Source organism: Streptomyces sp. NPDC004126 (assembly GCF_050275515.1).
Taxonomy (GTDB): Bacteria; Actinomycetota; Actinomycetes; order Streptomycetales; family Streptomycetaceae; genus Streptomyces.
This window is the reverse complement of sequence record NZ_JBNNPF010000007.1, coordinates 128,502-144,646: the sequence shown is the minus strand read 5'-3', so window position 1 is coordinate 144,646 and position 16,145 is coordinate 128,502. Positions and strand designations below refer to the sequence as shown.

Genomic DNA, 16,145 nt, shown 5'->3' with positions numbered 1-16,145 from the left:
CCGATGGACCGCCACACCACCGACCGGCAGGGCCGCCGCCCCGCCCGCCACCTGATCTCCATCGACGACCTCACCGACCTGGACCTGCGCCGGATCGTGGCCCGCGGAGCCCAGTTCTCGGCGGGCACCGCCACCGGCTCCGACGCCCTCGACGGCCTCGTCGCCGGCATCTACTTCGCCAAGACCTCCACCCGCACCCGCACCGCCTTCTCCTCCGGCGCCCTGCGCGTCGGCGCGAAGACCGTCGCCTACGGCCCCGGCGACCTCCAGCTCAACACCGGGGAGTCCGTCGAGGACACCGGCCGCGTCCTGTCCGGCATGCTCGACGTCCTCGTCGCCCGCACCGCCGGACCCGAGGCCGAACTGCGCGGCTGGGCCGCCCAGGACCGGATGGCCGTCGTCAACGCCATGAGCGCCGAGGAGCACCCCACCCAGGCCCTCACCGACCTCACCACCCTGCTGCGCCACTTCGGCCGGATCGAGGGGCTGCGCATCCTCTACGTCGGCGAGGGCAACAACACCGCCGCCGCCCTCGCCCTGGCCCTCACCCGCTTCCCGGGCGTCCACTTCGAACTGCGCACCCCGCCCGGCTACGGGCTGCTGCCGTCCATCACCCGGCGGGCCCTGGCCCAGGCCGAGCGGACCGGCGCGGTGCTCGTGGAGCGGCACGACATGGACCTGCTGCCCGAGGGCTTCGACGTCGTCTACACGACGCGCTGGCAGACCACGGGCACCGAGAAGCCGGACGCGAACTGGCGGGAGATCTTCGCCCCGTTCCAGGTCACCGCCGGCCTGTGGGAGGGCAGCCCGCGCGCCGCCTTCATGCACGACCTGCCCGCCCACCGGGGCGAGGAGGTCACCGCGGAGGTGCTGGACGGGCCGATGAGCATCGCCTTCGCCCAGGCCGCGAACAAGATGCACAGCGCCATGGCCGTCCTGGAGTACACCCACTCCGGCCCGGCCCCGGACACCGCCGACGACCTGGCCGGGCTCCGCCCCGCCCTGGCCGTACGGTGACCCCGCCGCCGAAGACGGCGACCGACCCGGCGGTCCTCCAGTGGCACCTGAACGAGGACGCCGGGGACGTATCCGACACCGGGACCCCGGAGGAGGCCGCCCCCGCCGGGGCCGTCACGGAAGCCCCCGCCGGGGCCGGGGACCCCGCCGGAGGCGAGGCGGTACCGCTGCGGCGGAACCGGGACTTCTCGCTGCTCTGGGGCGGTGCCGGGCTGTCGCTGCTCGCCGGGCGGGCCACCGCCGTGGCCTACCCGCTCACCGTGCTGTGGCTCACCGGCTCGCCCGGCGACGCCGGCCTGGTCGGCACCGCCCTGCTCCTCCCGCAGCTCCTCGTCCAGCTCCCCGGCGGTGCCCTCGTCGACCGCTGGGACCGGCGCCGGATCATGCTCGGCGCCGGCCTCGGACAGGCGCTGGTCGCCGGGGCGGTCGCGGCGCTGCTGCTCAGCGGCCACGTCTGGCTCTGGGCCCTGCTCGCCGCGGCCTTCGTGGAGGGCACCCTCGGCGTCCTGCACCAGCTCGCCGAGCGGGCCGCCGTCCCCGCGGTCGTCCCCGCCGAACAGCTCCCCGCCGCCCTCACCGGCAACGAGGCGCGCACCCGCGGCGCGGCCATCGCCGGCCAGCCGCTCGGCAGCGGCCTGGTCGCCCTCGGGGCCTCCTTCCCCTACGTGGCGGCGCTCGTCGGCCAGCTCGCCTCCGTCGCCCTGCTGTTCGGGGTACGGGGCAAGCTCCAGACCGAACGCACCGGCCCGCGCCCCGACCTCCTCGCGGACGTCAAGGAGGGCCTCGTCTGGATGTGGCGCCAGCACTTCCTGCGCGCCGTCATGGCCGCCGTGGCCGTCTCCAACCTGCTCTTCCAGGGCCTCAACCTCGCGGTGATGACGGGGATCCAGGAGAACGGCGGCTCACAGTTCGAGATCGGCCTCGTCCTCTCGCTGAGCGGGGCCGGCGGGCTCGTCGGCGCCATCAGCGGCGGCTGGTGGGCCACCCGGTTCTCGCTGCGCACCCTGGTCCTCGGCGGACTGGCCGTCTGGACGGCGCTCATGGTGCCCGTCGCCTTCCTGCGCGACCCCTTCGCGCTCGGCGCCCTCTTCGCGGCCAGCGGCTACGTCGGCGGCGTCTTCAACGTCGCCGGCGGGGTCTTCATGGTCCGCGTCGCCCCCGACCGGATGCGGGGGAGGGCCAACTCCCTCGCCATGCTGGTCGGCGGCGGGGCCATGGCCGCCGGACCCGTCGCCGCGGGCTTCGCCCTGGAGGCGTACGGGCCCACCCGCACCGTCCTCGGCCTCGGCGCCGCCATGGGCCTCACCACGCTCGCCGCGCTGCTCTCGCCCGCCCTGCGCCGCAACCCCCTGGAGGCGTAGCCGCCCCCCGTACCCGCCCGTACCCGTACCCGCCCGTACCCGTACCGGCCCGCACCCGTGCCCGAACCCGCGCAGGCCCCCGCCCAGGGGGCCTGCGCGGCCGCGTTCCCGGGGGCCCGGACAGACGTACGGAACGTATAGAGCGGCCATAGCGGGCCACGGAAAAGTACAGGTCATCGCAGTCCCCCGAATGCCCGTCCGCATCCGCGCCAGACCCCGAAGGAGCACGACCATGCCGCTCAACTCCATGGACCGGAGGAGCGTCCTGCGGACCGCCGTCGGCGTCGCCGGAGCCGCAGCCACCGTCGGCCTCGTCGGCGCGGCGCCGGCCGCGGCCCACGGCCGCCACCGCCCCGAGCTGCCCAAGGTCGAGGGCCTGGTGGGCGACCGCTGGGCGAGCGAGTTCTGGTACGACTACGACGAGATGTCGTACTACAACCCCAGCGCGGAGATGAAGGCCGCGGTCGGGGCGATCACCGCCCCCTTCGGCGGGTTCACCAAGTCGTACGACGCCTGGGTCGCCACCCGCAAGGGCGGCCGCTACCCGCGCAGCTGGACGGAGATCATCCAGCCGAACCGCGCCCACTTCGAACTGCTCTCCCGCGAGCAGAAGAAGGTCTACGACAAGTGGTACGGCCGCGACCCCAAGGGCCTCGTCTTCGCCTTCCAGGAGTTCGGCCAGGGCACCCTGTTCGACCCGCGCCGCCCCGCCGGCAACAAGGTCCACATGATGAACTACACGCCGCCCACCCCCACCCAGGCCTACCACCGCTGGCACGCCTACCTGCAGTCCTTCCAGCTGCTGGACATCGACCGCCGCTTCTGGGCGCACATCAACCGCCTCACCGGCATGGCCTGGGAGCTCCAGTCGATCGGCAAGCCGGTCAACGACGCCAACGACAACAAGCACCTGCCCCGGCACACGGTCAACAAGGTCACCGCCAAGTGGCTGTGCCGCTCGGACGCCAAGGTCACCGCGGCGTTCGACGTCTGGCCCTACCCGGCCGACCTGGGCAAGTAGCCACCGCCCCGGGCCCGTCCGCCGTACCGGACGGGTCCCGGACCCCACACCCCGGCACCACGTTCCTTATGGCTCAGGAGGATTGGCACACCATGCGAGACACGACCGGATCAGCACCCCGAATCGGCGTCTGGATGGTCGGCGCGCGAGGCTCGGTCGCCACGGCCGCAGTCGCCGGCGCCGCCGCCGTCGTCGCGGGTGCCGCCTCCCCCGTCGGGTGCGTCACCGAAACCCCCTCTTTCGCGGACGCACCCCTCCCGGCCCTCGCCGACCTGGTGTTCGGCGGCCACGACGTCGTCGGCACACCGCTGTCGGCGAGGGCCCGGCAGCTCGTGGACGCGGGAGTGCTGCCCGCGTCCGTCCTGGGGGCGCTGGACACCCCGCTGGCCGCCGCCGAGCTGGAGATCCGCGACGGATCCCCCCGCCCGGGCGAGTCCCAGTCCGAGACCGCCGCCCGCCTCGCCGAGGACATGGCCGCCTTCCGCGACCGGCACGCCCTGGAACAGGTCGTCGTGGTCAACGTCTCCTCCACGGAGCCGCTGCCCGAACCCGACCCGGCCTTCCTGGACCTCGCCGCCCTCGAAGCGGGCCTCGCCGCCGGCACGGTGACCCTCCCCGCCAGCTCCCTCTACGCCTACGCCGCCTTCACCGCCGGCTGCTCCTACGTCAACTTCACCCCCTCGGCGGGCGCCGCCCTGCCCGCCCTGGAGGAACTGGCCCGGCTGCGCCGCGTCCCGCACGCCGGCCGCGACGGCAAGACCGGCGAAACCCTCGTCAAGAGCGCCCTCGCGCCCATGTTCACCCAGCGCGCGCTGCGCCTGCGCTCCTGGTCCGGCACCAACCTCCTCGGCGGCGGCGACGGCGCCACCCTCGCCGACCCGGCCGCCGCCCGCTCCAAGACCGAGTCCAAGCAGCGCGCCCTGGAGGACACCGTCGGGCACGCCGTCCAGGGGCAGACGCACATCGACAACGTCCCCGAGATGGGGGAGTGGAAGACCGCCTGGGACCACATCTCCTTCGAGGGCTTCCTCGGCGTCCGCATGACCATGCAGTTCACCTGGCAGGGCTGCGACTCCGCGCTCGCCGCCCCGCTGGTCCTGGACCTCGTACGGCTCACCGCGCTGGCCGCCCGGCGCGGCGAGGCCGGGGCGCTGGCCGCCCTCGGCTTCTTCTTCAAGGACCCGGCCGGCTCCGCCGAGCACAACCTCACCCTCCAGTACGAGACCCTGCGCGCCTGGGCCACCGCCCCGGCCACCGCCCCCGCGCAGGTCGGACCGGACCCGCTGAGCGGGGCCCGGCCGTGACCCCCGCAGCAGGCCCGGCCCTGAGCCCCGCCGCGAACGACGCCGCGGCCGGGCGGGCGGCCCGCCCCGCCCCCCGCACCACCGCCCCCGGCGGGCCGCTGCGCCTGCCGCCCTTCCCCGGCCGGGCCTTCCGGGCCCGCCGCACCCTGCGCGCCTACGCCGAGCTGCTCCGGGCGCCCGCCGCGATCACCGTCCCCGGCGACGTCCTCGCCGGGGCGCTGGCCGCGGGCCGCGGCACCGGCCCCCGCACCCTGGGCCTGGCCGGCTCCTCCGTCTGCCTCTACTGGGCGGGCATGGCCCTCAACGACTGGGCCGACCGGCAGCAGGACGCCGCCGAACGGCCCGAACGGCCCCTGCCGTCCGGCCGGATCAGCCCCCGTGCCGCCCTGGCCACGGCCGCCGCGCTCACCGCCGCCGGACTGGGCGCCGCCGCCCTCGCCGGCGGGCCGCGCACCGTCCTCACCCGGACCCTGCCCCTGGCCGCCGCCGTGTGGGCCTACGACCTCGGGGCCAAGAACACCCCCCTCGGGCCCGCCGTCATGGCCGCCGCCCGCGGCCTCGACGTCCTGCACGGCACCGGCCCCGGCCCCGCCCGCCCGGCCCTCGCACCGGCCGCCGCCGTCGCCGGCCACACCCTGGCCCTCACCCGGCTCAGCCGCCACGAGGTCGCGGGCGCCCCGCCGCACGAGGCGGCCCTGACCGCGCTGGCCTCCGCCGCCGCTGCCGCGGGCACCCTCCATCGCGGCACCGGACCCGTACAGGGCGCCGCCCTCGCCCTCTACGGCGCCGGCTACGGAGCCGCCCTCGCCAGGGCCGTCCGCCGCCCCGCCGCTCCCGAGGTGCGGCGGGCCGTCGGCGCCGGCATCCACGCCCTCCTGCCCCTCCAGGCCGCCCTGGCGGCCCGGGCCGGAGCCCCCCGACTCGCCACCGCGCTCGCCGCCGCCCTCCCGGTGGCGCGCGGGCTCGCCCGGAAGGTCTCCCCGACATGAGCGCACCCGCCGCGCTCCGCTTCGCGTACGGCACCAACGGCCTCGCCGACCACCGCCTCGACGACGCCCTGCGCCTCCTCGCCGACCTGGGGTACGAGGGCGTCGCACTGACCCTGGACCACCAGCACCTGGACCCGTACGCACCAGGACTCGCGGCACGCCTGAACGGGATCCGGCGGGCCCTGGACGACACCGGCCTGGACGTCGTGATCGAGACCGGCGCCCGCTACCTCCTCGACCCGCGGCGCAAGCACCGGCCCACCCTGCTGTCCGCCGAACCGGCGGGCCGCGCGCTCCGCCTCGACCTGCTGCGCCGGGCCGTCGGCATCGCCGAGGTCCTGGGCGCCGGGGCCGTGCACTTCTGGAGCGGCACCCCCGACCCGGACACCACCCGCGAACGGGCCTGGCAGCGGCTGCTCGACGGCTGCGCCGAAACCCTCGGGCACGCCGAGGCCGCCGGGATCGACCTGGCCTTCGAACCCGAGCCGGGGATGCTCGTCGCCGACCTCGCCGGCTACCGCAGACTGCTGGCCGACCTCGGCCGGCCGGACCGCCTCCGCCTCACCCTGGACCTCGGCCACTGCCGCTGCCTGGAACCCTGGCCCGTCGCCGACTGCGTGGCCCTGGCCGCCGACCGCCTCGCCCACGTCCAGATCGAGGACATGCGCCGGGGCACGCACGAGCACCTCCCCTTCGGCGAGGGGGAGATCGACTTCCCGCCCGTCCTGCGCGCCCTCGCCGACGCCGGCTACCGGGGCCTGGTCTCCGTCGAACTCCCGCGCCACAGCCACGCCGGAGCGCAGTACGCCCGCCACAGCATCGCCTTCCTGCACGCCGCCGCCGGCCGGCGGCCGCAGCGGCAGACCCCACAGAAGGAGGCCGTACCGGTATGACCGCTCCCACCCTCGCCCCGCCCGCCGCCACCCTCGCGGACAGCGCCGTGCACGACGCGCTGACCCTGCGCACCCTCCGGGAGTCCCTGCGCTCCGTCCTCGACCAGGAACACCGCAGCCGCCTCACCGCCGCCGAGGACGCCGTCGCGGCCGAAGGCCACACCGCCCTGGACCGGCGCTTCCCCGCCGCCGGACGCGAGTACGGCCGCGGCCCCCTGCCCGGCTGGGCCGACTGGGCCGTCGAGGACGCCGTACGCACCTTCCTGCTGCTGGCCCTGACCCGGTACGGCACCACCGGCGCCGCCCTGACCGCCCAAGCCGCCGAGCGGTACGCGCACGGCGACGCCGCCGAACGCCGCGGCGTCCTGCGCGCCCTGCCGTTCCTGCCGGTCGGCGACCGCGCCGCGCACCTCACCGACGACGCCCTGCGCACCAACGACAACCGGCTCATCGCCGCCGCCCTCGGCCCCTACGCCCGCGCCCACCTCGACCAGTACCGCTGGCGCCAGGCCGTCCTCAAGTGCCTGTTCACCGGCATCCCCCTCGCCAAGGTGGCCGGCCTGCACGAACGCCGCGACGCCGAACTCGCCCGGATGGCCCACGGCTTCGCCGCCGAACGGCGCGCGGCCGACCGCACCGTGCCCGCGGACCTGTGGCTCGTGGCCACCCTCGACAACTGACGCCCCACCAACCCCTACCGGAGCCCGACCATGCGCATCTTCGACCCGCACATCCACATGACGTCCCGCACCACGGACGACTACCGGGCGATGCACGCCGCCGGCGTGCGCGCGCTGGTCGAGCCCGCGTTCTGGCTGGGCCAGCCCCGCACCTCACCCGCCAGCTTCACCGACTACTTCGACGCCCTCCTCGGCTGGGAGCCCTACCGGGCCGCCCAGTTCGGCATCAGCCACCACTGCACCATCGGCCTCAACCCCAAGGAGGCGAACGACCCGCGCTGCACACCCGTACTGGACCTGCTGCCCCGCTACCTCGCCAAGGACGGGGTCGTCGCCGTCGGCGAGATCGGCTACGACACCGTCACCGAGGCCGAGGACCACGCCTTCGCCGTCCAGCTCGCCCTCGCCGTCGAGTTCGCCCTGCCCGCCCTCGTCCACACCCCGCACCGCGACAAGGCCGGCGGCACCGGACGCTCCCTCGCCGTGATCCGCGAGTCCGGCATCGACCCCGGCTTCGTCGTCCTCGACCACCTCAACGAGGTCACCGTCCGCGAGGTCCGCGACTCCGGCTGCTGGATGGGCTTCTCCATCTACCCCGACACCAAGATGACCCCGGACCGCATGGTCGCCATCCTCAAGGAGCACGGCACCGAGCGGATCCTCGTCAACTCCGCCGCCGACTGGGGCCACAGCGACCCCCTGCTCACCCGCGCCACCGCCGAGGCCATGCTCGCCGGCGGCTTCGACGAGGACGACGTGGACCGCGTGCTGTGGCGCAACCCGGTCGCCTTCTACGCCCAGTCCGGCCGCCTCGGCCTCGACGGCTACACCGACGTCCAGGCCGCCGGCCTCTTCGCGGGGAACTCCATCGCCCGCGGCGGAAACTGATCAGGAGGAAGGAACGCCTGATGCGCTTCCGCCACCCGGACGGCACCGTCGTCCACCTCGCCTACTGCACCAACGTGCACCCCGCCGAAACCCTGGAGGGGATCACCGCCCAGCTCGACGCGTACGCCGAACCGGTCCGCCGGGCCGCCGGCGAGCCCCTCGTCGGCCTCGGCCTGTGGCTGCCCGTGGACGCGGCCGCCGCCCTCGCCGCCGACCCGTCCGCCGTCACCCGGCTGCGCGGCGAGCTCACCGCCCGCGGACTGGAGACGGTGACCCTCAACGGCTTCCCCTACCGGGGCTTCCACGCGCCCGTGGTCAAGCGGGCCGTGTACTACCCGGACTGGTCCGAGCCCGCCCGCCTCGACTACACCCTGAACCTGGCCCGGATCCTCGCCGGACTGCTGCCCGACGACGCCGAGCGCGGCTCCGTCTCCACCCTGCCGCTGGCCTGGCGCACCGCCTGGTCGCGCACCCGCACGGCCGCCGCCGCCCGCAACCTCGACGCGCTCGCCGCCGGACTCGCCCGGATCGAGGCCGAGACCGGACGCACCGTGCGCGTCGCCGTCGAGCCCGAGCCGGGCTGCGTCGCCGAGACCACCGAGCAGGCCGTCGCGGTGCTCTCCGGCGTCGACCACGACCGGATCGGGCTCTGCCTGGACGCCTGCCACCTCGCCGTCGCGCACGAGGACCCCGGCACCGCCGTCGGCCGGCTGCTCGCCGCCGGACTCCAGGTCGTCAAGCTCCAGGCCTCCAGCGCCCTGGAGGCCACCGACCCGCAGGACCCCCGGGTCCGGGAGGCCCTGGCCGCCTTCGCCGAGCCGCGCTTCCTGCACCAGACCCGCGAGGCCGGGCCCGACGGCACCGGCCTCCACGGCTCCGACGACCTCGGGCCCGCCCTGGCCGGAGCCCTGCCCGGCAAGGCGCCCTGGCGCATCCACTACCACGTGCCGCTGCACGAGGAGCCCGCCCCGCCGCTGGCCTCCACCCGGCCGGTGCTGCGCGACACCCTGCGGACCCTGTTCGGCGGGGACCGCGCCGTCACCGACCACGTCGAGGTGGAGACGTACACCTGGTCCGTGCTGCCCGAGGCGGCCCGGCCCGTCGGCGCCGCCGGCCTCGCCCGGGGCATCGCCGCCGAACTCGCCTGGACGGCAGGTGAGCTGACCGCACTCGGCCTCACCGCGCTCGCCCCGGTCCCGACCGCCCCCGCCGCGCAGAAGGAGCCCGGCTCATGACCGCCCCCACCCCCTCCGGCCGGCGGCGCAAGACCGCCGTCCTGTGCACCGTCGGCCTCACCCCCCGGCTGCTGCCGCACATGCCGAACGTGCGGGCCATCGGGGAGCAGGGCTTCGCCGCCGCGCTCGACACCGTGTTCCCCGCCGTCACCGCCACCGTCCAGGCCACCCTCACCACCGGCACCCTGCCCCGCGAGCACGGCGCCGTCGGCAACGGCTGGTACTTCCGCGACCACGGCGAAGTGATGATGTGGCGCCAGCACAACGCCCTCGTGACCGGCGAGAAGGTCTGGCAGGCCGCCCGCCGCCGCGACCCGGACCACACCACCGCCTACCTGTGCTGGTGGTGGGCCATGGGCGCGGACGTCGACACCGTCCTCACCCCGCGCCCCGTCTACCACTACGACGGCCGCAAGGCCCCCGACTGCTACACCGTCCCCGCCGCCCTGCGCGACGAACTGACGGCCGCCCAGGGCGAGTTCCCGCTCTTCAACTACTGGGGTCCGACGGCCTCGCTCACCTCCACCCGGTGGATCGCCGGCGCCGCCCGGCACGTCGCCGACACCCGCGACCCCGACCTGTCCTTCATCTACGTCCCGCACCTGGACTACGACCTCCAGCGGTTCGGCCCCGACAGCCCCGAGGCCGTCCGCGCCGCCCGCGAGGCCGACGCCGCCCTCGGCCCGCTCCTCGCCGACCTGCGCGACCGCGGCACCACCGTCGTCGCCCTCAGCGAGTACGGCATCTCGCCCGTCAGCCGGCCCGTCGACATCAACCGCGCGCTGCGCCGCGAGGGCCTGCTGTCCGTCTACACCCAGCGCGGGATGGAGTACCTCGACCCGTACACCTCCCGGGCGTTCGCCGTCGCCGACCACCAGGCCGCCCACGTCTACGTGGCCGACCCGGCCGACGTCCCGCGCGTGCGCGACGTACTGAAGTCCCTGGACGGGGTCGACGAGATCTGGGACCGCTCCCAGCAGGCCGACCACGGCATCGACCACCCGAACGCCGGCGAGCTCGTCGCCGTCTCGGAACCCGACGCCTGGTTCACGTACTACTACTGGCTCGACGACGCCCGCGCCCCGGACTTCGCGCGCGGCGTCGAGATCCACCGCAAGCCGGGCTACGACCCGGCCGAGCTGTTCTTCGACCCCGCCGACCCGGCGGTCAAGGCGAAGGCGGCCCTCGCGGTGCTGAAGAAGAAGGCGGGGATGCGCGCACCGCTCCAGGTGGTGCCGCTCGACCCGGGCTGCGTCCGCGGCAGCCACGGGAGGCTGCCCGGCGACGACCGGGACGCGCCCGTGCTGCTCTGCTCGGACCCGTCCCTGGAGCGGCCCCGCTACCACGCCACCGAGGTGAAGGACCTGCTCCTGAGCCTGGGCGGACTGACCTGACAACGCCCTCAAGGGGGAGAGGAGGACCCGATGACGAGCCAGACCCTGACCGCCGTGCGCGGCCGCATCGACCACACCGCCACGACCGGTGTACTGCCCGTGCCCGCAACGGCCGCACGGGAGGCCGCGAGACTGCGCGCCACGGGCGAGGCACACGTGTGGTGGTGGCCGCTCGAAGACCGGGTGGACCAGGCCGACTTCGACCTGCTGGACGAGGTCGAGCAGGTACGCGCCCGCCGCTACCGGGCCGAGAAGGACGCCGCCGCGTTCATCCGGACCCGGGCCGCCGCCCGGCGCGCGATCGGCGAGCTGCTGGGGGTGGAGGCCCGTACGGTGGCCCTCGGCCGCCGCGTCTGCCCCGGCTGCGGAGACCTGGAGCACGGCCCGCCGGCCGTGGCGAGCCCCGCCGTCGGGCTCGCCGTGAGCCTGACCCGCACCAGCGGCTGCGGGGTGCTCGCCCTGCACGCGGGGGACTGGATCGGCGTGGACGTCGAGGCGCTGCGGCCCGTGGAGTCCGGCTCCCTCGCCAATGTCGTCCTCGCCCCCGCCGAGCACGCCTACATCCTGTCGCTGCCCGCCGGGCCGGAGCGGACCGCCGCCTTCCACCGGGTGTGGACCCGCAAGGAGGCCGTGCTCAAGGGGGTCGGGCTGGGGCTGCTCGGCATCGACCTCAACGCCCTGGACGTCACCCCGGGCACGCCCGGCCCGGTCGAGGTGGAGCACGGCTACCAGGGCGAGGTCAGCCGCTGGCAGATCGACGACCTCGACCTGGACGGCAACTGGTCGGCCTCCCTGGCCCGCCCGGTGGACGGCTCCCCGCTCGGCCCGGTCCACCGCCACCGCCCCGCGTAGCCCGCCCCCGCCAGAACCCCCAGCGCCCCCGGACCCCCGTGCCTCAAACGCCGGCGGGGCTGTCCACAGCCCGTCCGGCGTTTGAGGACCGGGGTCAGGGGCGGAGCCCCTGGGAACGGTGGAAGGGCGGGGAGGGGCCCGCTCCGCGCAGCGGGGTTCGGCCCCGGGGCCGAACCGCCCGCCCGACCCGAACCGACCGGCCGCCGGGCCCGACCGGCAGACCCCGCCTCCCCGCACGGAGGACCGACCCTTCCCGGAGCTCCCATGGCTCAGCCCACCGTCACCCGCCCCGCCGACCCGGCCCCCGCCCCCGCCCGGCCAGGGCCCCCGCACACCCCCGCCCCCGGGGCCGCGGCCGTCACCGGCGGGCTGCTCGTCGTCGCCCTGCTGCTGTGCGCGGGCCCCCTCGCCGGCGGCGCCGTCCAGGAGTTCCTGGACCGGATGGCCGGCGTGTTCGCGCTCGTCGCGCTCTCCGGCTCCGTGATGCTCGGCCTCGCCACCGTCTTCCGCGACGTACTCACCCCCGCCCAGCGGCAGTTCGCCCAGCTCCTGCACCGCGCGGCCGGCCTGGCCGGCGTCGGCTTCCTCCTCGTCCACATCGGCGTCAAGGTCGCCGGGCAGAAGATCGGCGCGGCCGACGCCGTACTCGGCTGGGGGAGCGGGGACCTCCTCGTCGACCTCGGCACCCTGGCCGCCCAGCTCTTCGTCCTCGCCCTGCTCACGGGCCTGTGGCGGGGCGTCTTCGCCACCCGCCGCTGGATCCGCCCCTTCCGCGTCCTGCACGGCGCCGCGTACGCCGGCTGGGCCGCCGGCCTGGTCCACGGACTCGGCGCCGGCCGCACCCCCGCCGCCTGGGTCGTCGCCTGCTACGCCCTGTGCGCCGCAGCCACCCTCGCCGCCCTCGCGTACCGCCTCACCCGCGGCCGCCGCCGCCCCCGCTGACCGCTCTCCCCGCTCACCGAACGGCCCCGGACCGCACGGTTCCGGCCGGAGGGCACCGCCCCCGGCCGGAAACCGGCGCCCGGGGCCTTCTCGCGTAGAGGGAATATAGACCCGCCCTCAAGGATCGGCGTGTTGCATCCGCCGCCTTGGGCGGATGGGGCTGCTGACAAACCCCCCTCAAACGCATGGGAAGGACTGGTCGCGCATGCGGACCCAGACGAACAGCCTCCGTGGGCAGAGCAGCACCGGATCCCCCGGGTTCGCGCTGCGCCTGGACGGGGTCGTGAAGGAGTACGGAAAGAGCGGACGCGGCGTACGCGCCCTGGACGGGGTCTCGGTCGGCATCGAACGCGGCTCGTTCACGGCCGTGATGGGACCCTCCGGTTCCGGAAAGTCGACCTTCCTGCACTGCGCGGCCGGTCTCGACAAGCCGTCCAGCGGCAAGGCCTACATCGGAGACACCGAACTCGGCGGGATGAACGAGACCCAGCTGACGAAGCTGCGCCGCGAGCGCATCGGCTTCGTCTTCCAGGCCTTCAACCTCATCCCGGCCCTGTCGGTGCGCCAGAACGTGGAGCTTCCGCTCCGCCTGGCCGGCGAGCGCCTCGACCCGGCCTGGCTGGAGGAGATCCTCACCCGCGTCGGCCTGGGCGGCCGCGCAACCCACCGGCCCGCCGAACTCTCCGGCGGCCAGCAGCAGCGCGTCGCCATCGCCCGCGCCCTGATCACCCGCCCCGACGTCATCTTCGGCGACGAGCCCACCGGCGCCCTCGACACCGTCACCGCCAAGGAGATCCTCTCCCTGCTGCGGTCCTGCGTCGACGAGACCGGCCAGACCGTGGTCATGGTCACCCACGACCCGGTCGCCGCCTCCTACGCCGACACCGTCCTCTTCCTCGCCGACGGCCGCATCGCCGACCGGATGCACGCCCCCACCGCCGACCGCGTCGCCGACCGCATGACCCACCTGGGAGCGTGGGCCTGATGCTGCGCTATGCCCTGCAGACCCTGCGCGCCCGCAAGGGCGGCTTCATCGGGGCCTTCCTCGCCCTCTTCTGCGCCGCCGCGCTCGTCACGGCCTGCGGCATCCTCCTGGAGACGGGTTTAAGAGGAGAGATCGGCACCGAGCGCTACGCCGGTGCCCCGGTGATCGTCGGCGGTGACCAGAACGTCCACCAGGTCACCGTCAAGAACAAGGGCGACAAGACCAAGACCAAGGAGAAGGAGAAGCCGCTCGGCGAGCGGGTCTGGCTGCCCGCCGACACCGCCGCCACCCTCGGCTCGCTGCCCGGCGTCAAGGCCGCCCTGCCCGAGGTCACCTTCCCGGCCTACGCGGTGAGCCCCAAGGGCCAGGTCGTCCAGGGCGTCAACGGAAAGCCCTCCTACGGCCACTCCTGGACCTCCGCGGCCCTGACCCCCTTCACCCTGTCCGAGGGCGCCGCCCCGGCCGGCGCCGACGAGGTCGTCGTCGACCGCGAACTCGCCCGCCGGGCCGGCATCAAGCCCGGCACCGAACTGACCGTCCAGGCCACCGGCTCCCCCCGCAAGTACCGCGTCAGCGGCATCGCCGCGCCCGCCGGAGGCGATCTGGAACAGCAGACCTCGCTGTTCTTCTCGGACTCCGAGGCCGAGCGGCTCTCGGGCCGCGCCGGACAGGTCGCCGTGGTCGGCGTACTGGCCAAGCCCGGCGTGTCCACCGGGGACCTCTCCGCGCAGGTGAAGAAGGCCCTCGACGGCACCACCGCCCAGGTGGTCACCGGCGGCGAGCGCGGCCCGGTCGAGTTCCTCGACGCCGCCAAGGCCCGCATCAAGCTGGTCTCCATGGGCGGCGCCATCGGCGGCACCTCGCTGCTCGTCGCGATCCTCGTGGTCGTCGGCACCTTCGCCCTGTCCATCCAGCAGCGCTACCGCGAACTGGCCCTGCTGCGCGCCATCGCGGCGACGCCCAAGCAGGTCCGCCAGCTCATCGGCCGCGAGGCACTGATCGTCGGCGCCCTCGCCGGTGTGCTCGGCTCGGTCACCGGCCTGCCCATCGCCTACTGGCTGCACGGCAAGTTCGTCGGCTTCAAGGCGATCCCCGACACCCTCGAAGTCACCTTCAGCGTCTTCCCGTTCTTCGCGGCGATCGGCGCGGCCCTGCTGGGCGCCTGGGCGGCCGCACGCATCTCCGCCCGCCGCACCGCCCGCATCCGCCCCGCCGAGGCCCTGTCCGAAGCGGCCATGGAGCAGCGGAACTTCGCCTGGGGCCGGCTCGGCGCCGGCGCCGCGTTCCTGGTCGGCGGCATCGTCCTGCTCGCGGTCCTCTCGGCGCTGCGCAGCGAACCGGCGTCCACCCCGGTGACCTTCCTGTCGGTCGTGGTCCTCGCGGTGGCGGTGTCGCTGCTCGGCCCGCTGATCGCCCGGATCGCGGTCGCCGTCCTCGGGGTCCCGCTCAGGGCCTCCCGGGTCGGCGGCTACCTGGCCACCGCCAACGCCCGCGCCAACACCAAGCGGCTGTCGGCGGCGGTCACCCCGCTCGCCCTGCTGATCGGCATGGCCTGCACGGTCTTCTTCGTCCAGACCACCATGGGCGCGGCGGCCACCGCCCAGGCCAAGGCCGGCAACAAGGCCGACTGGGTCGTCGGCTCGGCCGGCCCCGGCGTGCCCGCCCAGGCCGCGGACAGCCTCCGCCGGGTCGCCGGCGTGACCGCGGTGACCGAGGTCGTACGCACCTCCGTGCGCGTCGGCCTGGAGAAGTACCCGGCCCAGGGCGTGTCCACGCAGGGCCTGACCCACACCTGGGACCCGGGTGTCAGCGCCGGCACCCTGGACGGCTTCGGACCCCAGTCCGTCGCCCTCAGCGACGTCGCCGCCGACAACCTCGGCAAGAAGCCGGGGGACAAGCTGAAGCTGACCCTGGGCGACGGCACCGAGACCGAGCTGACCGTCGCGGCCGTCTACGACCGCGGGCTCGGCTTCGGCGACCTGACGATGTCCCACGAACTGGTCGTCAAGCACGTCGACAACCCGCTCGCCTCCTCGCTGCTGGTCAAGACCGCCGGCGAGGGCAAGCCCGGCCGCGGCGAGCTGCAGAAGGCCGTCGGCGCCCTGCCCGGCGTCGGTGTGCTCGACCGCGACCAGGTCGAGGACCTGCAGGCCGAGGTCCAGCAGTCCAACGCCGAGGTCAACTACGTGGCGATGGGCCTGATCATCGCCTTCACCGCGATCGCCGTGGTCAACACCCTGGCCATGTCGGTCTCCGACCGGATCCGCGAGTTCGCCCTGCTCCAGCTCGTCGGCACCACCCGCCGGCAGGTGATGGGCATGCTCCGCATCGAATCCGCCCTGGTGGTCATCATCTCCGCCGTGCTCGGCACCGGCATCGCCTTCGCGGTGCTCACCGCCTTCAGCATCGGGATGACCGGCTCCGCGTCCCCGTCCATCGACCCCTGGATGTACCTCGGGGTGCTGGGCTTCGCGGTGGTGCTCACCGCCCTGGCCACGCTGGTCCCGGGCCGGCTCGCCCTGGCCGGCCGCCCCGCGGACGTCATCGGCTCGCGCCAGTAGCGGCCGCCACGGCCGGAGGGCCG

General features: G+C 75.1%; 14 protein-coding genes. All 14 read left to right on the top strand.

What is annotated here, in order from left to right; all coding sequences use genetic code 11:
• Window positions 1–3: 3 nt before the first annotated feature.
• The 14 genes from ACQKM2_RS09420 (at window position 4) to ACQKM2_RS09355 (ending at window position 16,122) form a co-directional block, all read left to right on the top strand.
• The gene (locus ACQKM2_RS09420; protein ID WP_427708022.1) at window positions 4–1,017 is read left to right on the top strand and encodes an ornithine carbamoyltransferase; all 1,014 of its coding nucleotides are present in this window, start codon (window positions 4–6) and stop codon (window positions 1,015–1,017) included.
• Window positions 1,014–2,378 carry an MFS transporter gene (locus ACQKM2_RS09415; RefSeq protein WP_427708020.1) on the top strand — a complete coding sequence of 455 codons (1,365 nt, stop codon included), beginning with the start codon at window positions 1,014–1,016 and terminating at the stop codon, window positions 2,376–2,378. The genes ACQKM2_RS09420 and ACQKM2_RS09415 overlap by 4 nt, the downstream gene beginning before the upstream one ends.
• A gap of 232 nt (window positions 2,379–2,610) precedes the next feature.
• Window positions 2,611–3,399, top strand: a complete 789-nt coding sequence (locus ACQKM2_RS09410) for a Tat pathway signal sequence domain protein (protein WP_427708018.1) — start codon at window positions 2,611–2,613, stop codon at window positions 3,397–3,399.
• A 92-nt stretch (window positions 3,400–3,491) separates the two neighbouring features.
• Window positions 3,492–4,703 (top strand): inositol-3-phosphate synthase, encoded by a 1,212-nt coding sequence (locus ACQKM2_RS09405; RefSeq protein ID WP_427708016.1) that lies wholly within the window; start codon window positions 3,492–3,494, stop codon window positions 4,701–4,703.
• Window positions 4,700–5,692, top strand: a complete 993-nt coding sequence (locus ACQKM2_RS09400) for an SCO3242 family prenyltransferase (RefSeq protein WP_427708014.1) — start codon at window positions 4,700–4,702, stop codon at window positions 5,690–5,692. Before ACQKM2_RS09405 ends, ACQKM2_RS09400 begins: the two co-directional genes overlap by 4 nt.
• A complete protein-coding gene (locus ACQKM2_RS09395) occupies window positions 5,689–6,585 on the top strand; it encodes a sugar phosphate isomerase/epimerase family protein (RefSeq protein WP_427708012.1) in 897 nt (298 codons plus the stop codon). Before ACQKM2_RS09400 ends, ACQKM2_RS09395 begins: the two co-directional genes overlap by 4 nt.
• The gene (locus ACQKM2_RS09390) at window positions 6,582–7,265 is read left to right on the top strand and encodes an EboA domain-containing protein (RefSeq protein ID WP_427708010.1); all 684 of its coding nucleotides are present in this window, start codon (window positions 6,582–6,584) and stop codon (window positions 7,263–7,265) included. Before ACQKM2_RS09395 ends, ACQKM2_RS09390 begins: the two co-directional genes overlap by 4 nt.
• A gap of 30 nt (window positions 7,266–7,295) precedes the next feature.
• Window positions 7,296–8,153: a TatD family hydrolase gene (locus tag ACQKM2_RS09385; RefSeq protein ID WP_427708008.1), complete on the top strand. Its 858-nt coding sequence runs from the start codon at window positions 7,296–7,298 to the stop codon at window positions 8,151–8,153.
• A 20-nt stretch (window positions 8,154–8,173) separates the two neighbouring features.
• A complete protein-coding gene (gene eboE, locus ACQKM2_RS09380; RefSeq protein ID WP_427708006.1) occupies window positions 8,174–9,388 on the top strand; it encodes a metabolite traffic protein EboE in 1,215 nt (404 codons plus the stop codon).
• On the top strand, window positions 9,385–10,782 hold the full coding sequence (locus ACQKM2_RS09375; protein ID WP_427708004.1) for an alkaline phosphatase family protein: 1,398 nt from the start codon (window positions 9,385–9,387) through the stop codon (window positions 10,780–10,782). The genes eboE and ACQKM2_RS09375 overlap by 4 nt, the downstream gene beginning before the upstream one ends.
• A 30-nt stretch (window positions 10,783–10,812) precedes the next feature.
• Complete coding sequence (locus ACQKM2_RS09370; protein WP_427708002.1) at window positions 10,813–11,634, top strand: 4'-phosphopantetheinyl transferase superfamily protein; 822 nt, start codon at window positions 10,813–10,815, stop codon at window positions 11,632–11,634.
• A 264-nt stretch (window positions 11,635–11,898) separates the two neighbouring features.
• The gene (locus tag ACQKM2_RS09365; protein ID WP_427708000.1) at window positions 11,899–12,576 is read left to right on the top strand and encodes a hypothetical protein; all 678 of its coding nucleotides are present in this window, start codon (window positions 11,899–11,901) and stop codon (window positions 12,574–12,576) included.
• Between the two features lie 205 nt (window positions 12,577–12,781).
• The gene (locus tag ACQKM2_RS09360; RefSeq protein WP_427707998.1) at window positions 12,782–13,561 is read left to right on the top strand and encodes an ABC transporter ATP-binding protein; all 780 of its coding nucleotides are present in this window, start codon (window positions 12,782–12,784) and stop codon (window positions 13,559–13,561) included.
• Complete coding sequence (locus ACQKM2_RS09355; RefSeq protein WP_427707997.1) at window positions 13,561–16,122, top strand: FtsX-like permease family protein; 2,562 nt, start codon at window positions 13,561–13,563, stop codon at window positions 16,120–16,122. The genes ACQKM2_RS09360 and ACQKM2_RS09355 overlap by 1 nt, the downstream gene beginning before the upstream one ends.
• Window positions 16,123–16,145: the final 23 nt, after the last annotated feature.

What these genes read in the sequence shown, in the direction of transcription:
- ACQKM2_RS09365 (WP_427708000.1), top strand. Translation starts at nt 11,899, where the DNA reads ATGGCTCAGCCCACCGTCACCCGCCCCGCCGACCCGGCCCCCGCCCCC.
- ACQKM2_RS09385 (WP_427708008.1), top strand. Translation starts at nt 7,296, where the DNA reads ATGCGCATCTTCGACCCGCACATCCACATGACGTCCCGCACCACGGAC.
- ACQKM2_RS09405 (WP_427708016.1), top strand. Translation starts at nt 3,492, where the DNA reads ATGCGAGACACGACCGGATCAGCACCCCGAATCGGCGTCTGGATGGTC.
- ACQKM2_RS09395 (WP_427708012.1), top strand. Translation starts at nt 5,689, where the DNA reads ATGAGCGCACCCGCCGCGCTCCGCTTCGCGTACGGCACCAACGGCCTC.
- ACQKM2_RS09370 (WP_427708002.1), top strand. Translation starts at nt 10,813, where the DNA reads ATGACGAGCCAGACCCTGACCGCCGTGCGCGGCCGCATCGACCACACC.
- ACQKM2_RS09390 (WP_427708010.1), top strand. Translation starts at nt 6,582, where the DNA reads ATGACCGCTCCCACCCTCGCCCCGCCCGCCGCCACCCTCGCGGACAGC.
- ACQKM2_RS09360 (WP_427707998.1), top strand. Translation starts at nt 12,782, where the DNA reads ATGCGGACCCAGACGAACAGCCTCCGTGGGCAGAGCAGCACCGGATCC.
- ACQKM2_RS09420 (WP_427708022.1), top strand. Translation starts at nt 4, where the DNA reads ATGGACCGCCACACCACCGACCGGCAGGGCCGCCGCCCCGCCCGCCAC.
- ACQKM2_RS09410 (WP_427708018.1), top strand. Translation starts at nt 2,611, where the DNA reads ATGCCGCTCAACTCCATGGACCGGAGGAGCGTCCTGCGGACCGCCGTC.
- ACQKM2_RS09375 (WP_427708004.1), top strand. Translation starts at nt 9,385, where the DNA reads ATGACCGCCCCCACCCCCTCCGGCCGGCGGCGCAAGACCGCCGTCCTG.
- eboE (WP_427708006.1), top strand. Translation starts at nt 8,174, where the DNA reads ATGCGCTTCCGCCACCCGGACGGCACCGTCGTCCACCTCGCCTACTGC.
- ACQKM2_RS09355 (WP_427707997.1), top strand. Translation starts at nt 13,561, where the DNA reads ATGCTGCGCTATGCCCTGCAGACCCTGCGCGCCCGCAAGGGCGGCTTC.